The 20,561-nt window shown below is 38.2% G+C and carries 22 protein-coding genes and 3 pseudogenes; 13 read left to right on the top strand and 12 right to left on the bottom strand.

From position 1 onward, the window contains the following. Positions 1 to 85: 85 nt before the first annotated feature. A complete protein-coding gene (locus BTO22_RS16925) occupies positions 86 to 898 on the bottom strand; it encodes an enoyl-CoA hydratase/isomerase family protein (RefSeq protein WP_105056473.1) in 813 nt (270 codons plus the stop codon). A gap of 178 nt (positions 899 to 1,076) precedes the next feature. On the opposite strand from BTO22_RS16925, the gene BTO22_RS16920 reads away from it, so the two are divergent. Continuing rightward, complete coding sequence (locus BTO22_RS16920) at positions 1,077 to 2,027, top strand: LysR family transcriptional regulator (RefSeq protein ID WP_105056472.1); 951 nt, start codon at positions 1,077 to 1,079, stop codon at positions 2,025 to 2,027. A gap of 100 nt (positions 2,028 to 2,127) precedes the next feature. Here BTO22_RS16920 and BTO22_RS16915 read toward each other — a convergent pair whose 3' ends face one another. Beyond that, positions 2,128 to 2,553, bottom strand: a complete 426-nt coding sequence (locus BTO22_RS16915; protein WP_105056471.1) for a MarR family winged helix-turn-helix transcriptional regulator — start codon at positions 2,551 to 2,553, stop codon at positions 2,128 to 2,130. 148 nt (positions 2,554 to 2,701) lie between these two features. On the opposite strand from BTO22_RS16915, the gene BTO22_RS16910 reads away from it, so the two are divergent. From BTO22_RS16910 to BTO22_RS16900, 3 genes are all read left to right on the top strand, one after another. Beyond that, positions 2,702 to 3,004 carry a DUF3861 domain-containing protein gene (locus tag BTO22_RS16910; protein ID WP_105056470.1) on the top strand — a complete coding sequence of 101 codons (303 nt, stop codon included), beginning with the start codon at positions 2,702 to 2,704 and terminating at the stop codon, positions 3,002 to 3,004. 295 nt (positions 3,005 to 3,299) lie between these two features. Next, positions 3,300 to 3,620, top strand: a complete 321-nt coding sequence (locus tag BTO22_RS16905) for a DUF3302 domain-containing protein (protein WP_105056469.1) — start codon at positions 3,300 to 3,302, stop codon at positions 3,618 to 3,620. Positions 3,621 to 3,624: 4 nt separating this feature from the next. Beyond that, the gene (locus tag BTO22_RS16900; protein ID WP_105056468.1) at positions 3,625 to 4,620 is read left to right on the top strand and encodes an HlyD family secretion protein; all 996 of its coding nucleotides are present in this window, start codon (positions 3,625 to 3,627) and stop codon (positions 4,618 to 4,620) included. Between the two features lie 86 nt (positions 4,621 to 4,706). Here BTO22_RS16900 and BTO22_RS16895 read toward each other — a convergent pair whose 3' ends face one another. Then, on the bottom strand, positions 4,707 to 5,441 hold the full coding sequence (locus BTO22_RS16895) for a LysR substrate-binding domain-containing protein (RefSeq protein WP_258132661.1): 735 nt from the start codon (positions 5,439 to 5,441) through the stop codon (positions 4,707 to 4,709). On the opposite strand from BTO22_RS16895, the pseudogene BTO22_RS16890 reads away from it, so the two are divergent. Beyond that, positions 5,366 to 6,109, top strand: a pseudogene (locus BTO22_RS16890) (alkyl sulfatase dimerization domain-containing protein); the annotation flags it as partial. The gene BTO22_RS16895 and the pseudogene BTO22_RS16890 sit on opposite strands and share 76 nt — an antisense overlap. A 224-nt stretch (positions 6,110 to 6,333) precedes the next feature. On the opposite strand, the gene BTO22_RS16885 reads toward BTO22_RS16890, so the two are convergent. Continuing rightward, positions 6,334 to 6,840 carry a GNAT family N-acetyltransferase gene (locus BTO22_RS16885; RefSeq protein ID WP_105056467.1) on the bottom strand — a complete coding sequence of 169 codons (507 nt, stop codon included), beginning with the start codon at positions 6,838 to 6,840 and terminating at the stop codon, positions 6,334 to 6,336. 346 nt (positions 6,841 to 7,186) lie between these two features. On the opposite strand from BTO22_RS16885, the gene BTO22_RS16880 reads away from it, so the two are divergent. Then, entirely contained in the window at positions 7,187 to 7,753 is a 567-nt protein-coding gene (locus BTO22_RS16880) for a TetR/AcrR family transcriptional regulator (protein WP_105056466.1), read from the top strand. 25 nt (positions 7,754 to 7,778) lie between these two features. On the opposite strand, the pseudogene BTO22_RS20300 reads toward BTO22_RS16880, so the two are convergent. The 4 genes and pseudogenes from BTO22_RS20300 to BTO22_RS16860 all read right to left on the bottom strand — a co-directional run. Continuing rightward, a pseudogene (locus BTO22_RS20300) lies at positions 7,779 to 7,976 on the bottom strand (hypothetical protein); the annotation flags it as partial. Between the two features lie 74 nt (positions 7,977 to 8,050). Then, complete coding sequence (locus BTO22_RS16870; protein ID WP_105056465.1) at positions 8,051 to 8,992, bottom strand: nucleotidyl transferase AbiEii/AbiGii toxin family protein; 942 nt, start codon at positions 8,990 to 8,992, stop codon at positions 8,051 to 8,053. Between the two features lies 1 nt (position 8,993). Then, positions 8,994 to 9,398 carry a DUF6088 family protein gene (locus BTO22_RS16865; RefSeq protein ID WP_105056464.1) on the bottom strand — a complete coding sequence of 135 codons (405 nt, stop codon included), beginning with the start codon at positions 9,396 to 9,398 and terminating at the stop codon, positions 8,994 to 8,996. Positions 9,399 to 9,615: 217 nt separating this feature from the next. Continuing rightward, positions 9,616 to 10,818, bottom strand: coding sequence for a sugar efflux transporter (locus BTO22_RS16860; RefSeq protein WP_105056463.1), 1,203 nt, complete (start codon positions 10,816 to 10,818; stop codon positions 9,616 to 9,618). Between the two features lie 205 nt (positions 10,819 to 11,023). Here BTO22_RS16860 and BTO22_RS16855 point away from each other — a divergent pair, with 205 nt between their 5' ends. Together BTO22_RS16855 and BTO22_RS16850 are read left to right on the top strand one after the other, a co-directional pair. Beyond that, positions 11,024 to 11,911: a helix-turn-helix transcriptional regulator gene (locus BTO22_RS16855; protein WP_105056462.1), complete on the top strand. Its 888-nt coding sequence runs from the start codon at positions 11,024 to 11,026 to the stop codon at positions 11,909 to 11,911. A 43-nt stretch (positions 11,912 to 11,954) separates the two neighbouring features. Then, positions 11,955 to 12,782, top strand: a complete 828-nt coding sequence (locus BTO22_RS16850; RefSeq protein WP_105056461.1) for a LysR family transcriptional regulator — start codon at positions 11,955 to 11,957, stop codon at positions 12,780 to 12,782. Between the two features lie 383 nt (positions 12,783 to 13,165). On the opposite strand, the gene BTO22_RS16840 is transcribed toward BTO22_RS16850, so the two are convergent. After that, entirely contained in the window at positions 13,166 to 14,110 is a 945-nt protein-coding gene (locus BTO22_RS16840) for a LysR family transcriptional regulator (protein ID WP_105056459.1), read from the bottom strand. A 145-nt stretch (positions 14,111 to 14,255) separates the two neighbouring features. Between BTO22_RS16840 and BTO22_RS16835 the strand changes: the two genes are divergently transcribed. Next, positions 14,256 to 15,320, top strand: a complete 1,065-nt coding sequence (locus BTO22_RS16835; RefSeq protein ID WP_181044679.1) for a DUF1214 domain-containing protein — start codon at positions 14,256 to 14,258, stop codon at positions 15,318 to 15,320. A gap of 48 nt (positions 15,321 to 15,368) precedes the next feature. Here the strand turns inward: BTO22_RS16835 and BTO22_RS20295 are convergent. Continuing rightward, a pseudogene (locus tag BTO22_RS20295) lies at positions 15,369 to 15,482 on the bottom strand (type I phosphomannose isomerase catalytic subunit); the annotation flags it as partial. Positions 15,483 to 16,048: 566 nt separating this feature from the next. Between BTO22_RS20295 and BTO22_RS16830 the strand changes: the two are divergent. The 4 genes from BTO22_RS16830 (at position 16,049) to BTO22_RS20370 (ending at position 19,725) form a co-directional block, all read left to right on the top strand. Next, positions 16,049 to 17,323, top strand: coding sequence for a trypsin-like serine protease (locus BTO22_RS16830; protein WP_105056458.1), 1,275 nt, complete (start codon positions 16,049 to 16,051; stop codon positions 17,321 to 17,323). Between the two features lie 85 nt (positions 17,324 to 17,408). Continuing rightward, complete coding sequence (locus tag BTO22_RS16825) at positions 17,409 to 18,929, top strand: FAD-dependent oxidoreductase (protein WP_105056595.1); 1,521 nt, start codon at positions 17,409 to 17,411, stop codon at positions 18,927 to 18,929. Further along, a complete protein-coding gene (locus tag BTO22_RS20375; RefSeq protein WP_308727219.1) occupies positions 18,926 to 19,303 on the top strand; it encodes a hypothetical protein in 378 nt (125 codons plus the stop codon). The genes BTO22_RS16825 and BTO22_RS20375 overlap by 4 nt, the downstream gene beginning before the upstream one ends. Continuing rightward, the gene (locus BTO22_RS20370) at positions 19,243 to 19,725 is read left to right on the top strand and encodes a hypothetical protein (RefSeq protein ID WP_308727218.1); all 483 of its coding nucleotides are present in this window, start codon (positions 19,243 to 19,245) and stop codon (positions 19,723 to 19,725) included. Before BTO22_RS20375 ends, BTO22_RS20370 begins: the two co-directional genes overlap by 61 nt. Before the next feature lie 206 nt (positions 19,726 to 19,931). Here BTO22_RS20370 and BTO22_RS20060 read toward each other — a convergent pair whose 3' ends face one another. Next, positions 19,932 to 20,084 (bottom strand): hypothetical protein, encoded by a 153-nt coding sequence (locus BTO22_RS20060; protein ID WP_181044678.1) that lies wholly within the window; start codon positions 20,082 to 20,084, stop codon positions 19,932 to 19,934. A 155-nt stretch (positions 20,085 to 20,239) separates the two neighbouring features. After that, positions 20,240 to 20,479, bottom strand: coding sequence for a hypothetical protein (locus BTO22_RS20290; protein WP_258132659.1), 240 nt, complete (start codon positions 20,477 to 20,479; stop codon positions 20,240 to 20,242). Between the last annotated feature and the right edge of the window lie 82 nt (positions 20,480 to 20,561).

The raw sequence follows: 20,561 nt of genomic DNA, 5'->3' as shown, positions 1-20,561 counted from the left end.
ACTAAGTTAATGAGCAAGCTATTTAGAATAAAAAGGGCGAATATCGCCCTTTTTATGTGTCGGCTAATAATGGCGTGATTTAATTTTATTTAGACAGTTCAGCCGCGGTATCAACAAAAATACCTTGGATATCTTTTGCTTCGCGCTCTGTTTGTCCGCCGTTTTTTAAAAATGCAGAGATAATAGCGGCTGTTTTTTGCTCTTTAGCGCGCTCTAAAAAGTAACGTAACTCTAGCTCTGCACCTGCGTCTTCATCTTTAATTGATGCTGCAATGATCTCTTTGTACATCACAATATCACGCACTTCTAATGTGCTAATCACACCTAAAGTCATCGCTAAAAAGTTATCCATTTTCGCTTTAGGTACAAATTGAGTGATGATATTTAAGTTCTCAGCTTGTTGTGCTGTAAAATCGTTACCCAATAACAAAGCTTGTAGTGCTTTGTTTTTGCCCATTCTTCTTGCGAATTGAACTGCGCCTTGTCCGCCAGTAGGAATATTTACGTGCACTTCTGGTTGAGCAAACGCTGCATTCTCGGTGCCATAAGCAAGATCACACGCCATAACAAACTCATTACCGCCCCCACGAGCCACGCCATCAACCAAAGCAACAGACACTTGTTTCATCGCCTTGATGTTCATGATCATGTGGTTGAACTCAATTGACGCTGCTTGACCGTCTTGCGTGCCGTTGATCACGTTTAGATCAAGGTGCGCTAAAAAGAAGGTTTCATGCAGTGATTTAAACACCACCACTTTAGTATCTCGGTCATCTTTTAAAGAAAGCACATACTCATTAATTTCGTTGATTAGATTAATGGTTAATACATTCACTGGTGGGTTGTTGATAGCAACTGTTGCGATACCATTTTGATTCGTGATTGATAATGTTTTCATAATGTACTTCCTCTAAATCGCCTATCGGCTAGTTAAATATAGTTACGCTAAGAGGGTATCCTCTCCGTCAGTGAGATAACTATAAGCAATCTATTAGGTGAGAAAAATACCGTTAATGGCATAAGATTGATGCTAATATTGCACCAATGCTGTTTTTATTTATTCTCATGAGGTTCAAATGGATTTTTCTAATCGCTTACTTTTATTGTTAGAAGTCACTGAACTTGGCTCTTTTACTAATGTTGCCGAGCAAAAGAACCTTGATCGCTCTGTTATCTCAAAGCAGATAAGTCGTTTAGAAAAAGAATTAGGGGTTCGCTTACTTAACCGCACCACGCGATCATTATCATTAACAGCAGCAGGTAATGAGATGGTTAGCCAAGCAAAACTGTTACGTGACTTGCTTAACAATACCCAGCGTTTAGCGCAAAACTACCATTCAGAGCCAAGAGGGATATTACGAATTACGAGTTCAATGATGTTTGGTCGACAATATGTTCAAGATGCGATCTCGGTTTTTCAGAAGCAATACCCAGATGTGAAATGCGAGCTGAGATTAGAAGACAGAGTGGTGGATATTGTGCAAGAAGGCTTTGATATTGGCTTTCGTATTGGTAAGCCAAAGAACTCCAGTTTGATCTCTCGTAAGATTGCCCGAAGTCGTTTGTTAATTGTCGCATCGCCTGATTTCATTCAACAGCATGGGAAAATAGAGACGATTGAAAAATTAGAATCACTGCCAGCGACGATTTATGCGGCTCCCGGTTTATTTATTGATAAATTTACTTACCTTGATGAAAACAAAGTTGAGCAGCAGTTTCATTTGAATGTCGCGTATAAAGTAAATGATGTTGAAATGGTGGTAAAAAGTGCGGTGGCAGGTAATACGCTTGCAGTAGTTACTGCCCAAATGATTGAGAATGAAATTATTGAAGGAAAGCTTATCCCGATAATGACGCATTTGAATCTTGAAGATTTTGGCACTTTTTATGCTGTGTACCCACACCGAGATGCGCCCATCAAAACGAAGTTATTTATCGATGTTTTAAAATCAATTATTGGAGAGGATTTACCTGTGTGGGAGAAAAATATACCGAATTTTTCCAAATTATACGGTGGTACGAGATAGGTTATAGACTGGGTTTTTGAATGTTAAAATAACCCCTACTTAAATAAGCGGGGTTATTTTATTTATAGCCAGAGTTAATTCGTTAAACGCAGTTTTGCCGTTAAGCGTTAAGGTTGCTCGCCATTTTTTCTGCAATACGTTTAAATTCAGCGATTTCAGCTTCTGAAAGATCCATCGACATCTTTTCAAACATAGTTTTATCAATCTCTGATATTTTTTTCATAATCTCTTTGCCGCTTTCTGCAATACGAAGGCATTGGCTGCGTTTATCTTCAGGGTTTGGCTCTTTTACGATGAGTTCTTGTGCTAATAAGCTGCTGAAAAGGCGCGTGACTTGAGCTTTATCACGGTTTAAATAGTTAGCAATATCAACGGCTGTGCAGTACGGTTTGTGGTTAATGATCTTGATAACTCGTACGTGCATAGGAGTGATACCAAGGTTTAACTCTTCAATTTGATCATGCAAATTACGCTTTAGTGTATGTACTAACGTAAACAAGCTATCTAACGATTTTCTTTCTGACATCAAAATCTCACCTTCAAAAAGTGGTTGACTTTATCAACTAAAAATATATAGTTGATATTATCAACTTAATTGAGCGTTCTTTCAAGAGGAAGTTCAAATCGGTTTGCTGTTAATCATGATGCAATTTAGATTATTAGAAGGTAGAACTATGATCCCTAAAATCAGAAAAGATAAGTGTTACCGAGTGACCATTGAAGAGATAACACCAGAGCAAGAAACCGCTCAAACATTGGCGTTTGAATTTCAAGATCGTGAAGATGTATTTACTATCGTCGATAAGCTAAAGCAAAAGAGTGGCTTAGAGCCAGAAGTCGCAACGAGAGTTGGGGTTGCGTTACGTCTACTAGGCCCGGTTATGATGACAAATCGTAAACATGAATTGTTTGCTGATTTTATGCCTCACTTTAAAAGTTTTATGCAGAACTTGAAGAGTAAAGTGAAAGGCAAATAAGAGAGTGATGTTTTAATATTATATTAAAAATCCAAAGCCGAGTGAGAGATGAACTCGGTTTTTTTGTGCCTGAGTAAAATCTAGATTAATTGTGAATTCTCTTTCATAACCCCTTCAATTAAACAGAACTAAATCCACATTTAAAGTTTAATCAATAGTTACCAGTAACTGTAGTCGTTACTATTTAAATCTTAACACGACATTAATAATACCAATTTCAGTAAGTATCTAATTAAATTGGTATTAATCAAAGACCTCAATGAAGGTAATTAACAAATAATTCTAGAGGAATAATATGAACCTATTCTTAGACTACGCTTCATTAGGAATACTTTTTACCGTTCTATTAATACTTATTTACGGCTTAATTATTGTGCATGATATCCCTTACGAGATGGCTCTTAAGCGAGATCATCCTCACGCAGAGGCCATTCACGTGGCAGGCTGGGTTAGCTTGTTTTTTCTTCATGTTTTGTGGCCGTTTTTGTGGATTTGGGCAACGATGTATAACGGTGAGAAAAAAGAGTGGCTCGGAGAGAGAAAAAGTGTGTCATCAGAAGATTATTCATCTTTAGTTGCCCGTCTTGACGAATTAGAAAAGAATATTAAGGGGTAAATAGATGGAAACAATCATCATATTAAGTTACATCGCTTTATGTATCATCATCTTTAAAGTTTGTAATCTTCCGAAAAATAAATGGACGATTACAACGGCTTCTGTCATTGGCCTGTTCCTTGTTGGTTGGATATTTTTATACATGGCGATGTATCAACCTGTATCTCGTATGGCGAGACTCTATAGTGTGACTACGTCAATTACCTCGCAAGTTGAAGGCTTAGTAACCAAAGTATTTGTTCAAGGTAATCAAGAATTAAAAGCTGGGGATCCTTTATATCAAATAGATAGAACCCCTTTTCAAGATAAAGTGAATAGAGTGAAAAGTGATATCAAACGTACAGATTCAGCGATTGATTTTTACCAAGCCGAGTTTGCTAGATATAAAAAATTAGGAACGAAAGGGTTCTCTTCTCAAGAAAATATTGATGATATCAAATCTCAATTATTACAACAAAAAGCAAATAAAAATAAATACTTAACACAGCTTGATTTAGCGAAATTTAATTTAGAACATACAAGGGTAATAGCCCCTACTGATGGCTATGTTACGCAAGTTGCTTTAAGACCTGGGATGAAGAGTAGAATCGTTCCTTTTCAGGGTAATCTTGTCTTTGTTCATAAAGAAGATAAACAATTATTCGCCGCATTTAAGCAGTCTCCTGCTCGATATATAAAGAAAGGTTATCCTGCAGAAGTTACTTTTAATACCATTCCTGGACATGCGTATAAAGCACATGTTGTACAGATAAATAATATCATCGCGCAAGGAGCGATTACGCCATCTGGAGTTATGCAAGCACCTGAAAACATTAGTCAGGGTGGTAGAATTTTAGTGAAAGTTGAGCTTGATAACCCATCTTTGATGGATGGAATGCCACTCCCCTCGGGGACTGATGCTCATGTTGCAGTGTATTCACCTAAGTGGGAAATGTTCAGCCTTGTACGTAAAGTCATACTTAGAATGCAAAGTTGGGAGAACTGGGTATTTGAAGGGTAAATAAGTAGCTCTTAAGTTTAAAGGCGAGACTACGATGATAGTTTCGCCTTTTTTTGTAGGAGGTCATGATGAATAACAATAACGGTTTATTGCTTTTTAGGCACTGAATTGATGATGGCCTCTCGCAGCCACTGGTGACCAGTATCGTTTTTTTGGGTTTGATGCCACGTCATATAAACGGGGACTTTATTGGTTTCAAAAGGAACTGGAAATACATTCAAACCAAAACTTTCTGCAACTTTTGTGGCGTGCCATTTACTTGTTACACATAGCCAGTCTGTTTCTGAGGCTAACATTAAGGCCGTAGTGGTAGACCCCGTTCTATAGGCCACCTTTCTTGCTGGAAGGTTATTTTCAATAACCAAAGAATCAAGTGTATTGGTATTTAATCGCTGTGTTTTCCATACCAGATGGCTTTCATTCATGAAGTTTTCCATCGTTAGCATGTCTTTTATTCTCGGATGTTTTTTACTTGCTGTTACCACTAGCTCTTGTTCAAATAAAACGTGATTAATATAACCATGATCAGTCAGTGGTACGGTCGCTAAGATAACATCAACACTTCTGTTACGGAGAGCATCTTGTCTATCTTGTTCGTTTAAATGTTCGATATCGGCAGCGATGGTTATATTCGGGGCGTGCTGTTCTTTATATTTGACCAATGTTGGCACTATCAGTAAATCAATGTCTTTATGACTAGAGATTCGAAAGGTGCGCTGGCTATGTTCAGGTTCAAACTCCAAAATACAGCCACAATGCTCGTGCAGTGGTAAATCTGTATCTTGGCTACCACGATATGAACCCTGTGAATACCAACCCATTGCAAACTAAAGATCAATCTTGTGTATATGTAAATGCAGCAGGTGCAGACGTATTATATAAAGCGGGTATGACGCACTTTAATGCTGGTGAATATCAAGAATCATCTCAACTGTTTAACGACCTAGTACAATGTAATCCGAACAACATTGACTACCGTTTTGCACTAGCAGACAGCTTTGAACAGCAAGGTTACCAGTCTGAAACGATGGCGTGGCGCAACAGCTACTTGCAAGGCGCTGTTGAACTGCGTACTGGTGAGATCCAAGAATCAATCAAGCTTGCTTCATCTGATGTAATAGCGAACACTCCAACAGGCATGTTCTTAGACTTTATTGCTGTGAGTTTGAACGCACCAAAAGCGGAAGCCGCAGGTCTTGACTTCAACTTCGGTGTTTACCACCCAGATCTTGGAGAGCGTTACTATGGTGAAGTGTCTAATGCGAATATGGCTAACATTGAAGTCGATAAGCTACCAAAAGTGGATTTTGAATTAATTATCAACAAAGCAGATTTCACAAAAGTCGTTCTTGGTGAGACAACGCTAGAGGCATTATTCAAGTCTGGTCAAGCGGGTGTGAAAGGCGATGCATCGCTGCTAGAGCAACTGGCTGGCTCACTAGATAAGTTTGATGGCATGTTTGAGATTCTACCAATGCCAAGTAAGTAAAATTTAGTGATAAACCCCCCTATTGTGGGTAATGTAATGCCAGTCAGTTAAGTTGACTGGCATTTTTAGTTTGGTTGAGAGGGGGGAGAGCTTATTGGCGATATGAACATATAGCCTTAGTTCGGTAGCTAATAACCGAATTATCGTTCAAAAAATTTATTTTTTGGGTCATATCCAACTTAAAGGGATTAAAGTAGGACACAAGAACGATATACCGCAATAACTCAGACTTGTTCGCTAGGGTGCATCCAAATATGTGGTTCTGCATAAGGGCCAGCGATTGATGATGTTGATTCTCCCACATTATCAAGAGCACCTTCGGTTAAAGCTAGTGCAAACCAGTTCTCTAGTGGTGCTAATGACTCCACAGGTAAACCGATTTTATGTGGTGTGTTGTAGCGTTTACCATAATGATGGAATTCACCCATGATAAATATCACGTCTGGTTTTAATTCTTGCTCTGCCTTTTCCATCAGGCGAGTGGCGTAACCTTGACGTTGATACTCTGGAAGTACAGCTAAAGGGGCAACTACGTAACACTTCAAATTTGGCGCTGCGTCGATAGTAATTCGGGTATAACATGCATGTGCAACTCCTTCGTAGATAATGGAGTAACTGCCATCAATAATAAGGTCATTGGCGAATTCTGCGTACAATTTAGCGTGTCGTTCGTCATAAAGGCCACCTGCTACTGCGAATGTTTCATATTGAATTTCGTAAGGTGTTTTCATTTTCTATATTCCTATTTTATTTCGTCGTGGGATTCTCACCTTGTTTTTGGTTTCTTTTAGATAAGATGTTAAGTATCCCTTTCGTTAGTCGACTGACTGGTCGGTCAGTTTGTTGGTGGGATATTATTGAGCTTCACATCGGATGTCAAATTTTTTCTATAGTGGATAATGTCACTTAGGTTACTTAGCAAACAAGATGTAAATCAATCCGAAAACCCTACTATTTTTATTTGGACTATGAGGGATTGCATTTTAGTAATATCCCAGATATATTTCGCCACACAACCACTGACCAACTGGTCAGTGGTTGGTTTTGAGAGGAATACAAACTTCTAAGGGTAAGAAGATGGATAAGAAAAAACAAATCATTGAGTCTGCAATCGAGTTATTTGGAACCATTGGGTATGAAAAAACCTCAGTGGCTGCGATTTGTGAGCATTCAGGGGTATCCAAAGGTTTGGTTTTCCATCATTTTAAAAATAAAGAGGGGTTACTCAGAGAAGTATTTATGCGCATGGCTGAGATTGTCAATGAAGTTGGTGATGAGAGTCTAGGTATGGGGGAGACATTAAGTACTAAAGAAAAGTTAGTGAACTACCTTGAAGCGATTTTTACCTCAATGGCTTCTCCAACGCATAAATTGTACTATCAGTTTGATTTTCAAATTTTATGTCAACCTGCAACAAGAGAGCTGCTGAAAGACCTATTTGAAGAGCGGTATCAATTAATGATGGGTTCGTTTATCGAGATTTTGGCCGAAATTCCAGCAGCAAAGTCTCAAATTGATAGCCACTCAATAATTGCTGAGATTGATGGTATCGCCCTGAACTACTTATTTGCCAAAGACGATTACCCGTTAACAGAAATTAAAGACCGCTTTATTCAAAAACAGTTATTACTGCTTGGTCTTTGAGCAAAAAATAGTTAGAGAAATACCCTTACAGTTTTGATGTATTAGAGAAAGTGAATCCTATCACTTTCTGCTTCTTCTCTAGTATCTCAAACACAATCAACAACACAGCTGCTATAACAGCACCAACAAAGCATAAATACAGCGCGCTGTAGTAGTTGTATAACTCACCCACCACACCCACGATCACGCTTGATACCAAGACACTGATGTTTAATATGTTTGAGCAATTAGCATGCCTGTAAAACTGGTGGTTGAGTGCCAGTTAGTTAAGAATACGGGCTCTTTTTATAGTCTTCTTTAAATGCTTCTGATTAATGACTCGGCAATGCGTTTAAATGAGGCAAAGCAAGTATCAAAATCATGAGGTTTGGTGTTAAACACCATTGGCGTGACAAAGTCTTTAAAACGTTGGCGAAAAATTGGATTTTTCTCTAGCTCGTTAAGACCTAGTTGTAACTCTTGTTCTGGATTGGCGACAAACTCTGCATGTTGGTTGCCAAAACGTTCAATATCTTCTTTCAACACCATTTTAAATAGTTCTGCAAGCACAACATTATCGGGAATTTCTGATTGTGTTATGCAGTGAACGTCGTAGATATGGCGTACAAGAGTTGTATCGTCCTTGCGTTCAGTATTACGCTTCACTGACATAGTACGACGTAACATTGAAATGACTTTTTCAACCAATGTGGCATGGATAGACACACAATCAAACGCATTCACTTCGTGCGATTGTTTATACAATTCTGCAACCAGTGATTGAATGCTACGTGACTCCACAGCGAGTAATGGAATGGTTTCGATTAATTCTAACTTGATTATGGGGCGAAGGCAGGGCGCTTGGCTAAATTGTTGCAGGTATCTGAGTTCGATCTCAGCATAGCGATATTCATCACGTACACTACGCGTTTCAACTGTAAATTGCTCTGACTGAGTAACCGCCTGTTCAATCTCGTTAATACATGCCTTTCGAGCCGTTTTCTTTTTTGTTCGACTTAATTCGTCAAATGCTTGGTTTGGAATGAGTTTTATATCCACATCTTCCGACATTCTTAGAATTTTTACGTTTGATTTCGCTAATGCTGTGCCGCCAGAAAAGACCATGTGATGATGACCTAGAGAGACCTTTGTTAGCTCGGCAAGCAAGGCAACGACCCAGTAATCTTTTTCAATGATAGCTGGGTTTCCGAGCTCAAGCGCATCGGAAACCTCAAGGAATTGTTGTTTTAGCTTTTCCATATTAATTCGGCGAGTTTAATATTCTGTTACCCACAACCAATTTGCGATTAAATTGCTTGGGATTCCATGAGTATTGAATGGATGATGGGATTTGGGTGCTTTTACCTGATAGACTTTGTAAAGATAGGTTGTCCATCTCGAAATCGACCCCTTTCATCTTTAATATCTCGCGCATAAGGGCGTCGCTTCCCCCTGGGTTAGTGGGCATAGGGTTGCCTGTTAGGCTGTTAATTCTTGCTTTAGTGTACAAACCATAACCAAGCTTTATTAATTCACCTTGCTTGACCAACTGCCTAAGTACTCGACCAATTTGGTCGTAGCTAGCAAAACCATCAAAGTCTTTGCGCTCAAAAACATAGCGTCTGGAACGCTTTATCTTTTGATAAACACGATCAACGGCTGTCATTTGAACCTCCTAACTTTTTAACGTGTTCGAAGTATAACTCAACCTTGTTACTATAGGAATAAATACGGCATAATCACAAGCGAAAATACGGCATCATTAGGATAATAAATTAACATAATAATGCCGTATTTCATTGCAATAAAAATAGATCATCTAATTAGTTGCATTGGTATAATCGTTAGTTCGTAACCATAACCGACACTGCAATCTAATGTTGCTATGAGTTTATCACCGCGCATTGGCCTTCAATCACTACCTTCTGCTTCTTTTCTAATATCTCAAACACAATCAACAACACAGCAGCGATAACGGCACCAACAAAGCATAAATACAGCGCGCTGTAGTAGTTGTATAACTCACCCACAACACCAACCAATACGCTTGATACCAACACGCTGATGTTCAGCATGTTTGAGAACAGAGTAGAGGCCGTACCTAATCTGTCTTTCATCATGTCTTGCAGTGCGACCATGCCAAGTGTGGCACACACACCAATGAAGAAACCATTAAGAACTTGAGCAATCAACATTCCAGTAAAGCTGGTGGTTGATAGCATAACAAGAAAGAACATGGCACCAGATAAAACACCAAGTGTCATGACTCTGGTTGTACCTAGTTTTTCAGCCATTTTGCCTGCACCAAGCATCACAGGGATCTCACAAGCTGCCGCTACACCAAACATTAGGCCTAACCAACTGACATCCACTTGCAACTCTTGTGAAAGATACAGAGGCATACTGGTGATGTATAAATTATTGGCAGAGAAAGCACACACAATAATGAAACAGTAGAGAACAACCATACGACCTAACGGTTTATGTTCAATAACGGTAGCGCTTCGCTCTTCTTTGGTTACGACATTATCAGGGATGAATTTAGCGATGATGAGTATCGCGATAGAGACCGTAATAGCAGACACCGCAAACGCCGCATTAAAGCCAAACTGTGCTTTAAGCATGAATGCAGCAGGTGGACCAAATACCCAAGCAATCGCAAGGCCTGCACGCATCTTCGCTAAAAAGCTGGTGCTGTTGGCGACGTGTCTGTCACCATATTCTCGGCCTAGGGCAAACAGTTGGCCAAAAGATGCACCACTGACGCTACCAAAGACCACTGCCATGGTAATCGCTAACCAATAATCACGAATAACGGTAAAACTGGCGACCAAAATTAAGTAACTTGCTAAAGAGACAATTAAAATGGTTTTACGGTTCCAATGCGTGTCTGAGCGTTTGGCAATAAACTGAGAAACGATCACTGAGCTACTGACAGCAAGGGTCATATATAAACTAAGCATCATTGGTGATGCGCCCAATTCCTCTACAATAAACAGACTTGATAGCGGATAAAAAAATGCACTACAAAGCCCTGTAATAAAGGCAGTAAAAATAAACAAAAATGTCTTCTTGTTTTGCGGCATAGTGAAGCTCCAGTGTACGAAATAGGATATGGTTGAATCGTTTTATTTAGGCGTAGTCTACTTAATGATGGAGGGGACGATTGATGTTATTCGAGCTACCTCTAATACTATTCAGTCATTTTGATATCTTCCTTTGACAGATAACGCTTACACGATTAGCCTGAGAGTGATTTATTTAGAGTGGTATTAACCGTTAGGGCCAAGAATGAAACCATTTAAAGAACACGTACAAAATGTGCCGAGTTTTGATTGGATAGTCAGAGAGTTTCATTGTTGTGTAGAAGACAATGAGTTTGCGTGTTCGTGGCATTATCATTCTGAATATGAATTGGTGTTGTATCTTGATCCTGATGAGGCATTTCAAGGCAGTTATTTTGCAGGAGATGCGATTGGCGATATAGATCATAACTCTCTATTTTTATATGGTCCGGGTTTACCTCATATGGTGGCGGGGCGAAGCGTAAAATTAGAGCAGTCAAAACATCACACTTTAATTATTTGGTTTGCTCATCATTGGGTCGAACGCTTAATTGCGCTTATTCCTGAAGCCAGAAATCTAAAACGGTTATTAGATAATTCAGCCTATGGACTTTCATTTAGTGCTGATACCGCGCAGCAAATATCAAGTTTATTAAAACAAGCAGGTACTTTAGAACGTCATCAACAGGCGATAAAAGTGATTGAGATATTAGTCAGTCTTTCTGATGATACGAAAGCAAAAAAGCTATCAACCACACCTTATAGAATTAAGCCGCTTTCCGATGATTCTGAATTAAACCATCGAATTGAACGAGCGACGCGTTATATAGAAACCTATTATGGTGATGCGATTAAGATCTCTGATTTATGTAAGCGACTTCATATGAGTGAAAGCTCGGCCTATCGAATGTTTGAGAAGCATTATGGAATGAGTTTTTCTGATCACCTAAAGCAATATCGTATTGGTAAAGCGTGTGAGCTGTTAGCAAGTACTCACTTTCCTATCGCCTTAGTGGCAGAAAAAACGGGATTTAAAAATATATCTAACTTTAACCGCCAATTTAAAGAGCTAAAAATGATGACGCCGACTGAGTTTCGACGTCGATTTAATTAACCTAAGTTAGGTATTTCTTTAGGGATATAGAGTAGGAAGCGAAATGAATTTAAATTTTATCAAACATTTTCTTGCGGTATATGACTTTGGTAGCGTGACAAAAGCTGCGGAGCATTTGGATATTACTCAGCCTTCAATGAGCAGTGCGATTAAAAAGTTTGAAGAGAGTTATGGGCAGTCGCTATTTTTAAAAGTAGGACGATCTCTTGAGCCAACTGATGCGGCTCATTCATTAGCTTATCAAGTACGTCCGATAATGGAACAGTTGGTGGTGGCATTGGAGTCGCCACGTCGTTTGATCATCAGTGCGCCAGAAATTGTATTGCAATCTCTGCCTGATATGGACGATGCGTTGCTGACAGAAAGCCCTGCGGTTGAATATCAAATGCTCGATAAAATTCGCTCAGGGGAAGTCGATATCTTGATTGATGATATTACGGTGACGGATTATACCTTCGTGACTGAGAGCTTAGGCAAGTTGGATATCGCCTTTGCTTGTCGATGTGATCACCCAACCATTACGGGTAACTCATTAAGCTTAGAACAATTTAATCAAGCTGAGCATGTCATGCTTAAGTTGAAAAATGAGAACGTGGGTGCATTTGAAATGCGTCCTGATGAGATTTTTGAGCGTAACATTGTGCGTGAAGTGAGTGGTCCATCGAATCTATTGTTGAGTGTAAGGCATACTGATGCGATCTGTATTGTGGCTGAAAGTATGTTTGGTTTAGCTAAAGAACTCGGTTTAAAAGTATTGAAGTCGCCTTTTCCACTTCAACCGTATGAAATTAAGCTTATTTATCATCGCCGTAATATCACCAATAAAACGCATAAATATATACGTGAGCAGATTAAGGCAAGATTAAGTTAACGATGTTGCTAGTGACGTGAATGTTAACTTTATCTTGAGCACTAAATGCATAGATAAAAGCTATGTATCGCATAGCCAGTGACCAATAGTTTCTCGTTATCAAGCATCATACTATTACCTGATTGAAGTCTAATTTATTCATATTTAATGAAAAATTAGATTTATTTTAACTACAGGTAAACCGGAGTTATTTGATGAAACTTGATAAAGATGTTGTTATTCCTCGTGTATTGATTGCCACTATTGTTGCTGTTTTAATGATTGGTCCTAATGTATAAAACATAAATATATTGTCAGCGGTACAAGTACAAGCTAGTGAGCTAACTGAACCCCTCTACTTGACCGCTAAATTTCCTATCCTACCGCTTCATCTTCTTTTCTTATTAATCTTGGAAGCTTGTCTTTATTGATTCACTGATCATCGATTTTAACCAACGATGAGGTGAGCTAGTAAGCGTTCTTCTGTGTTCGATTAAATAAATACCAACAGTATATGGTTTGCTATCAAACGTTTTTATTGCTTTAAAGTTTGAATCTAAAATAGGATCTTGTCCTAGTAAATGCCCACCAATAATGAGTCGATCGGTGTCTTTAATTGATTCTATTAGTGTCGATAATTGCCCTGATTTAAGTGCAATGTTTCTGTATTTTCCTTGTTTTCTTAACTCAATATCTATTGGGTTAAGGTATTCACCTGTCGAGCGAATATCCAATGACAACTCCACAAATGAATATTTAAGGCAATCATCAATAGTGATGTTTTCTTTTTTTAATAAAGGGTGATCTGAAGCGCCATAAATAACAGGGTAGGTATACCCGATCTTTTCTGAGCGATATTCGTCACTGGTAACGACATCTTCAATGTGTATTGAAAAATCAACGTGGCCTTCTTTTAACAATAAAACGGGGTCGATAGCAGAAGGGTACTCTTCAAGGGTAACTTTTGGTGCGATGTCATGGATTGCTTTGGCTAAGGGGGCCGTGAGTAATTTACTCATAAGAGGTGGTGCCGATAGTCGAAAGGCTTTTTCACACGTCTTTGCTGAAAAAGTAGAACTGTTTATTAGGCTATCGATAGAGAATAATAGGTTATCTAGTTGTGATTCTAACTCTAAGGTTTTAGCGGTAGGTTGTAAGCCATTTGATTCTCTATAAAACAGAGGGTCATCGAATAATTCTCTCAGCCGACCTAAGATCCGACTCATTGCGGGTTGAGATAAATACAATTTTTCAGCTGCTCTTGATACATTTTTTTCTTTAATCAAGACACTGAGAGAAACAAGCAGATTGAGATCAACTCTAGAAAGCTCCTGTTCAAGTGTTTTCATATCTTCCCTTAATTGTATTAATAATAAACAGTGATATTACATCATAGCATATCAGTTATGTGATCTTATGATTTCTATAAATGAAATTTCCAGTCTATTATTTACTCAATCCAACAGAATTGAATAACAGCTGAGGAGCTATTAAATGAAACTTTCCCTAATTACAAAAAGTGTTTTACTAGGCGCGATGGTTACGGCAACTAGTGTTTCAGCGGCTCAGTCAACGACAAGTTTAGATGGGTTTTTTACCGCCGATGGAAAAATGGTGACAGCCCAGACATACCCAACAGATGAAACGGCTCACCAAATTTTGAAGAATCAAGATCTAGTTGGTGTGAATCAGCTTTTACATAAGCGTCAGCTTACGCCAACAGATGCACAGCCAGTGGTACGAATGAACCGTGATACCTATTATTCGATGGCTGTTGTTGATGTATCAAGAGGGGCGACAGTGACAATGCCTGAATTACCAGAAGGCAAATACATCTCTGTTCAACCGATTACAGAAGATCACCACATTCAACCAATGTATTACGGTGGTGGCACGTTTGATTTATCAACCCATACGGGTAAGCATCTTTATTTAGTTATTCGTCTTGATGCGACGTTTACTGAAAAAGAAGCGGCTATGTATCAAGACCAAATGAAAATTAATGCAAACAGTGCAGAGCTGTTTACTTCTGAAAGTGTCAATCAAGCATCATTTGAAAAAGTGGAAGATGAGTTGAAAGCTAAAATGCCAATGATTAATAAGCGTGACGGCAGCGCAGCATTAACAGGCATGTTTACTGGCTTTAATGATGAATCGACGAAATTGTTTACTCAAGAGAAGTACGAAGTTGGGGCTGCTATTGGTTGGGGCGGTGCTCAAATGATAGATAATATTTATGAAGTGTCAGGCAACTACCCGATAGATACTTGTTATCAAGCAACGTTTGAAGATCCTAAGAATAAAGCGTTTTGGTCTATCACTGTTTATAACAAAGCAGGCTTTATGTTTAATGACGTGGCGAACGTAAGCTCGAATACGGCGACGGTAAACAAAGATGGAACTTATACCGTAAGTTTTGGTTGTGGTGCAGATGCCCCAAACAATATTGAAACAGCAAACGACTCGGGTGTGTTTAATTTAGGTATTCGTCATTACCAGCCAAGTGATAAAGTGCGTGTCGATGGCTACCGAGTGCTGCCAATGGTAAAAGCGCAGTAACTGTATAGAACAACTGAAAAAAGTAAGCCGTTAGAGGATTTCTAACGGCTTTTTTTTACTCAGATGAACTTGAATTGATAGTGCTTTATTAGCCGCTAGGATTTTAAATAAAAAAGGACAATCAACAAATTTTCCCGTAGTTAACTCTTCGAATTGATTCGGAAGAAAGTAGTTTTTTTTTAGGGGGGGATCACTTGAAATATTAGAGGTTGGGTGAAGCTGCTACATGAGATAGCGGCTTAGAGTTATTAGGAAAAATGCTTAGAAATGATGTGAAGGTATAAAAAGCGTGAAAAGAATTACATTGTAAAAAGGAGTACGACTTAACGCATTACCATTAAGTGAAGAGAATATGATGAGTTTTTATCAAGAAAACAGCAGAACTTAGTCAGTGATGTTGAAATGAATATGGAAGCAAGTGCAAATTTTTCGGATGTTATTCCTTATGCATCCATTCTCGTTGTGAATATTTTATTTTAGTTTAACGTTATGTTTTATGGTTTCTTTATGAGTTTTTGCGGTGGGTTTATGCGTGTGTTTTTCGCTAAAAATCGAACATAGCCTTATTGCGTTAATTTACCAATTGATATAAGTTCTCGTTTGGGATCATTCCCAGTAGTGTGATGGGGAAATATATAAGAAAAATTAACAGCCTAATTTAGCGTTGTTTTGGGAAAAATATTTCTCCTTTAAGTCGCTAATCACTTAAATATTCAAAAGGAATTATTATGAAAAAAAATCGTATAGCCTCTCATTTACTGCCATTAGTTACTATTGTTGGTGTTTACTCCTCTCAAGCTCATGCTGTCTATAACGGGGTTGAAGTTAACCCTAAAGATGAATCGTACATGGTGTATTTGGAAGGTGGAGGCACTACGTGCAGTGGTGCACTCATCGCTCCAAATACAGTTCTAACAGCAGGACATTGCAGTGTCAGTAATTTAAATGCTCATTTCCTATATTCGAAGAATAAAGATGGCACAGTAAATGGCAAAAGCACCAAAGTTGTTAAATCTCATTTAATTAACCATTTATACACCTTTGATGATCCTAGAAAGTACTATGATATCGCTATTTTAGAGCTCGAAAGCACGCCTGAAGGTGTTGAATACCTCCCTGTGGCATATGATAGCATTCCATTAGATGCCGAGGTGTACCCACTTGGGTACTCTTCTGGTCAATTGAAAAAGATGCCGATAGCAGCAAAAGTGGCAGCAAAAGAAAACTCTAAATCATATTATATTGAAGCTTTCTTTTCTGAGTGCCGTAACTCTCCAAATTATTCAAATAGTTATTATACGCAACCAAGATCAGAAGGAGATGAGGCTAGGTGTGGGTATTTGGAGTGGGCATTTGAAAATCCAAGAGAACCGATAAGCCAAACGCAATATACGATTAGTGTTGAAAGTCCATCCTTGCCTTCGTCTCATCCAGATTATTCTTTAGATGAGAGTAGCGGTTTTATCACTAAATACGGTAGTACTAGAGGCGATAGTGGAAGCCCACTTATTTTTAATGGCAAGATTTATGGTGTAGCAAGCTCTGTTGTCAATATTTATTCAGCGTCGTATAACGTAGCTACTTTCTATGAAGGTTTTGGTCGTGAGGGGGCTCATAATTGGATTGTTGAGACGGTAAGAGATATTCAAACGCGAGTAGCGAAAAACAAGTTACCGCTAGAAGAAAAAGGTGAATTCATTCCAGTTGTTTTTCCTACTGCACAACTCCCAGTCGATCTTGTTGGTGGTTATAACATTGAGGATGGAATATTTAAATCTCGAACCTATGATTGTGGAATTAATATTAGTGATTTAAACCTAACTGCTAAATTGGTTTGGGAAGGCACTACTCCAAAAATAGAAATAGTAGGAGATGATCTACTTAAGTGCCGTTTACTGGTTAATAGCCCGTTTGAATTGGATATTAATCCACTATTAAATAAGCTACCAAATCATGAGATGTTTCTTCTTGAAGTCGCTAACCACGTAAATCTTAGACGATAGTTTATAGGATTCATAGTTTCTTAATACGAGATGCTTTATGTTTGGCCAAATAGAAATATTTGGCCTCTTTATTCAAGAGTTGATTATGACTGATAGATGTAAAATAGAAAAAAGACCGCTTAGGGTTGCCGTTTTTGGTGCGGGTATTTCAGGGTTAGCGATAGCACATCAATGTGTTAAACAAGGTTTTGAAGTCACGGTATATGATAAAGAAATGAGTACGGGAGGAAAGTGTAGAGGCACAGTGATTGATGGAAAGGTCTATGAACTTACTCATCGCCAGTTATTTGCTAAAAATCATCACCTTATTAATTTTTTGAAAGAAATTCCCTCTAGTACAGGTAGTTGTTTAGATTCTATATATCCTCAAAATAGAGTGCAATTTCATTGGGGAAAGAAAAATAAAACAATGCAATTTCAGCGTCTTTATTTTAAAGGATTGGATAAGTTATTAGATGATGCAAAATCTGCGTATTCGATGGTGTATTCTCAAGTTTCATTGATTGATATCTTGTGGTTTAAGAAACAAATTCAAAGAGATTATGACCCTAGTGAGCTACTTAAAAAAACGGTTGGTGAATTTTTTGAGTATCAAACAAGACCTAGTTTAGCTGCATTTTTACAGCCGGTTTTATTAGGTTGGATTGGCTGCACAGATGAGACTTCTGCGTTGTCTGTTCTTGATTTATTGAACAATAAAATAGGTGAGTTTCACCCAGATGCTCCGCAAGCTTATAGCCTTGGAATTCGAGAACCGATTGGTGATGCCATCATCACTCCTTTAACGCATTATTTACGAGAAAAAGGAGTTCAGTTTCATTTGGGGAATGAACTCAGAGTTTTGCATTCAAATGATGAAAAAACACATGTGGATTATGTTGAGCTTAAAGATACCGATCCCGTGAAAGCTGATTTTTATGTATTGGCACTGCCTGCTCATGTTACTCAATCATTGCTAGGTAAAGCGAGTAAAGCGTTGGATTATCGTTATGTCTTTAGTCATGGCTTTCAATTTCATTTTTCTTCTATGCCTGAAATATTAAAAGATAAAACGGTAGGGCTTGTTCTTGATTCGCCGTGGGGATTGAGTTATCACATAACAACGAGTGAAGAAGGTAATGTTTGTTTATCGGTTACTGCTACCGATTTGGATAAAGCGATTGGTGTGATGTATTTGCAGCCAGTACTCGAGTGTAGTGAAGAAGAAGTTAGGGATGAATTACTAGCGCAATTATTTGGTGAGTTGAGTTTACTTGATGACCCGACTTATGAAGCGTTTAATATTGGTTTAGGTGCTAAGATAGTTAATAAAAATGAAGCCGAAACTCACTACTCTGATTGGTTTCTCGGCCCTCCGATCCGTAATGAGGAGGGAGAACGTTGTTATTGGGTTGTGCAACATGCATTAACACAACCAACGTCAAAAAGTCATTTACCACTAATAGCTGAAAATTATTCTAACGTCTTTTTAAGCGGTGAGTATTTATATGATCCAAAACAAAAGTGGCGCGTACCAGTGACATTAGAGCGTTGTATTGAAACGGCTAATTTATGTATGGAACATGTATTAATGAAGGCTTCATTGTTGGACATGGAGGTTGTGTGAAAACGGTTCTTTATTCTCCATTATCTAATGTCTTTTTTTTACTTATTTGCCTCATCTATGGCAGTGGTTTTTATCTTCTCGTCCAAAGCTCTCTTTGGGGCGCTTTTGTTTTGACGTTAATACTTCCTGTTTTTTTTTGGCCCTTGATTCAACCTGTAGATAATTCACATGAGATTAAACGTATTTTATTACTTGAAACGGGATTTAATCTGTTGTGCTTTTTGGCTGTCAGTCAATGGATTAGCCTTGAATATATTGATAAAGCGTTAGTGTTCTTCTTTATTCTTCAAGCCACTGGTTTCATGTTGGTTCAATGGAAAAAACGTGCTTACTTATCGTTATGTATTTCTGTATTTCTGTATTTTTGGCATTAGCTATTGGTTTTTGGATAAATGGAAGTACGCAAACCTTATTGTTAGACGGTGGAGGGGTTTTGATTTTTGGGAAGAGTGTCCAGTGGCAGTTAATAGTTATTTATGGTGCCTGGTTAACTCAATTGCTATTAGTTGAATATCGCCACACTTTGCCCAAAATGACGTTAGTTATTTGTCATGTCGCATCGTTCTCCATTGCTGTTGGTGCAGATGATTTTTTTTATGCTCGGATAATTACAGCGAGTCATCTACTGTTTCTTAGCCTTTGTTTTAATTTTAAAGTCAGGGAGTGGGGAGGAAAGGATTTTGCAATTGCCGAATCCTTTAGTGGTTATGTAACCGTGGCACGAGTTCAATGTGGTTTATCGATTGTTCTACTTTGTGTTGCTGCTATCTCTTTTGGTGGGCTTATCATCATGTAATTTAATAGAGGTGACCGTTATTTCTTTTATCCCCTAGAGTAGAGCTTAGGCAATCTTCACTGTGATGACATTAATAGTGAAAATTAAACATGAGATATGAAAGGGGATAAGTTGGATACCTAGCTTATACGCTGGGCCTTGTATCATCGCTTTTTGAGGTGATTGAATGCATTGCAAAATAAGAAATGGCCTTGAATTAGCCTAAGTTAGAAGAAATAGAGATAAATCAGTAGAATGATTGATGATATAAAAGTGATGCTTTCAATAAACCATTCTTTGTCATCCCAACCAAGTATTTTAATTTCATCTTCGGTAATGGTTATCTCTAAATCTTCGAAACTTTCATCTAAATCGCACATAGCTTATCCTCTTAAATCGTCAGTAAAAGGATGATATCGACTTCATTGGTTTAATTAAATTTAATAATATCTAATAGAGGTTTATTTTTGATTAACGACTTGAAGGGTAAAAAAGGATAAAAGAGACAATCTTTCATCCTTGTTATTGATATACATTACTCATTGATAACAATAAGATTTTCCTGCTCCAACGGGCACTCAATATCAATTAAAAGATCTGATAATTTAGTTGGACAAAGCATATCTTCTTTCGTTACTGAGAACTTAGCCGCCATGTTTTGATTAAATAGATTCCAATGTTGAAGTAACAGCTTCTCATGGTTATCTGCAAATTGTGGCCAGGTTTCAGACATCATTGGCGTTAAGCTGGATGCACCATGAGCAAAAATCAGCATTTGCCATTTAGTTTCCCAAATATCGAGTTTTCCATCTGGATTAGCTTGGTTGTACTCTTCAAATAAGCCTTTAAAAATCGCT

Origin of the sequence: Aliivibrio sifiae, from assembly GCF_002954705.1 — a bacterium.
Lineage (GTDB): Bacteria > Pseudomonadota > Gammaproteobacteria > Enterobacterales > Vibrionaceae > Aliivibrio > Aliivibrio sifiae_A.
The sequence above is the reverse complement of the archived record's forward strand: the minus strand, read 5'-3'. Positions and strand labels throughout refer to the sequence as shown.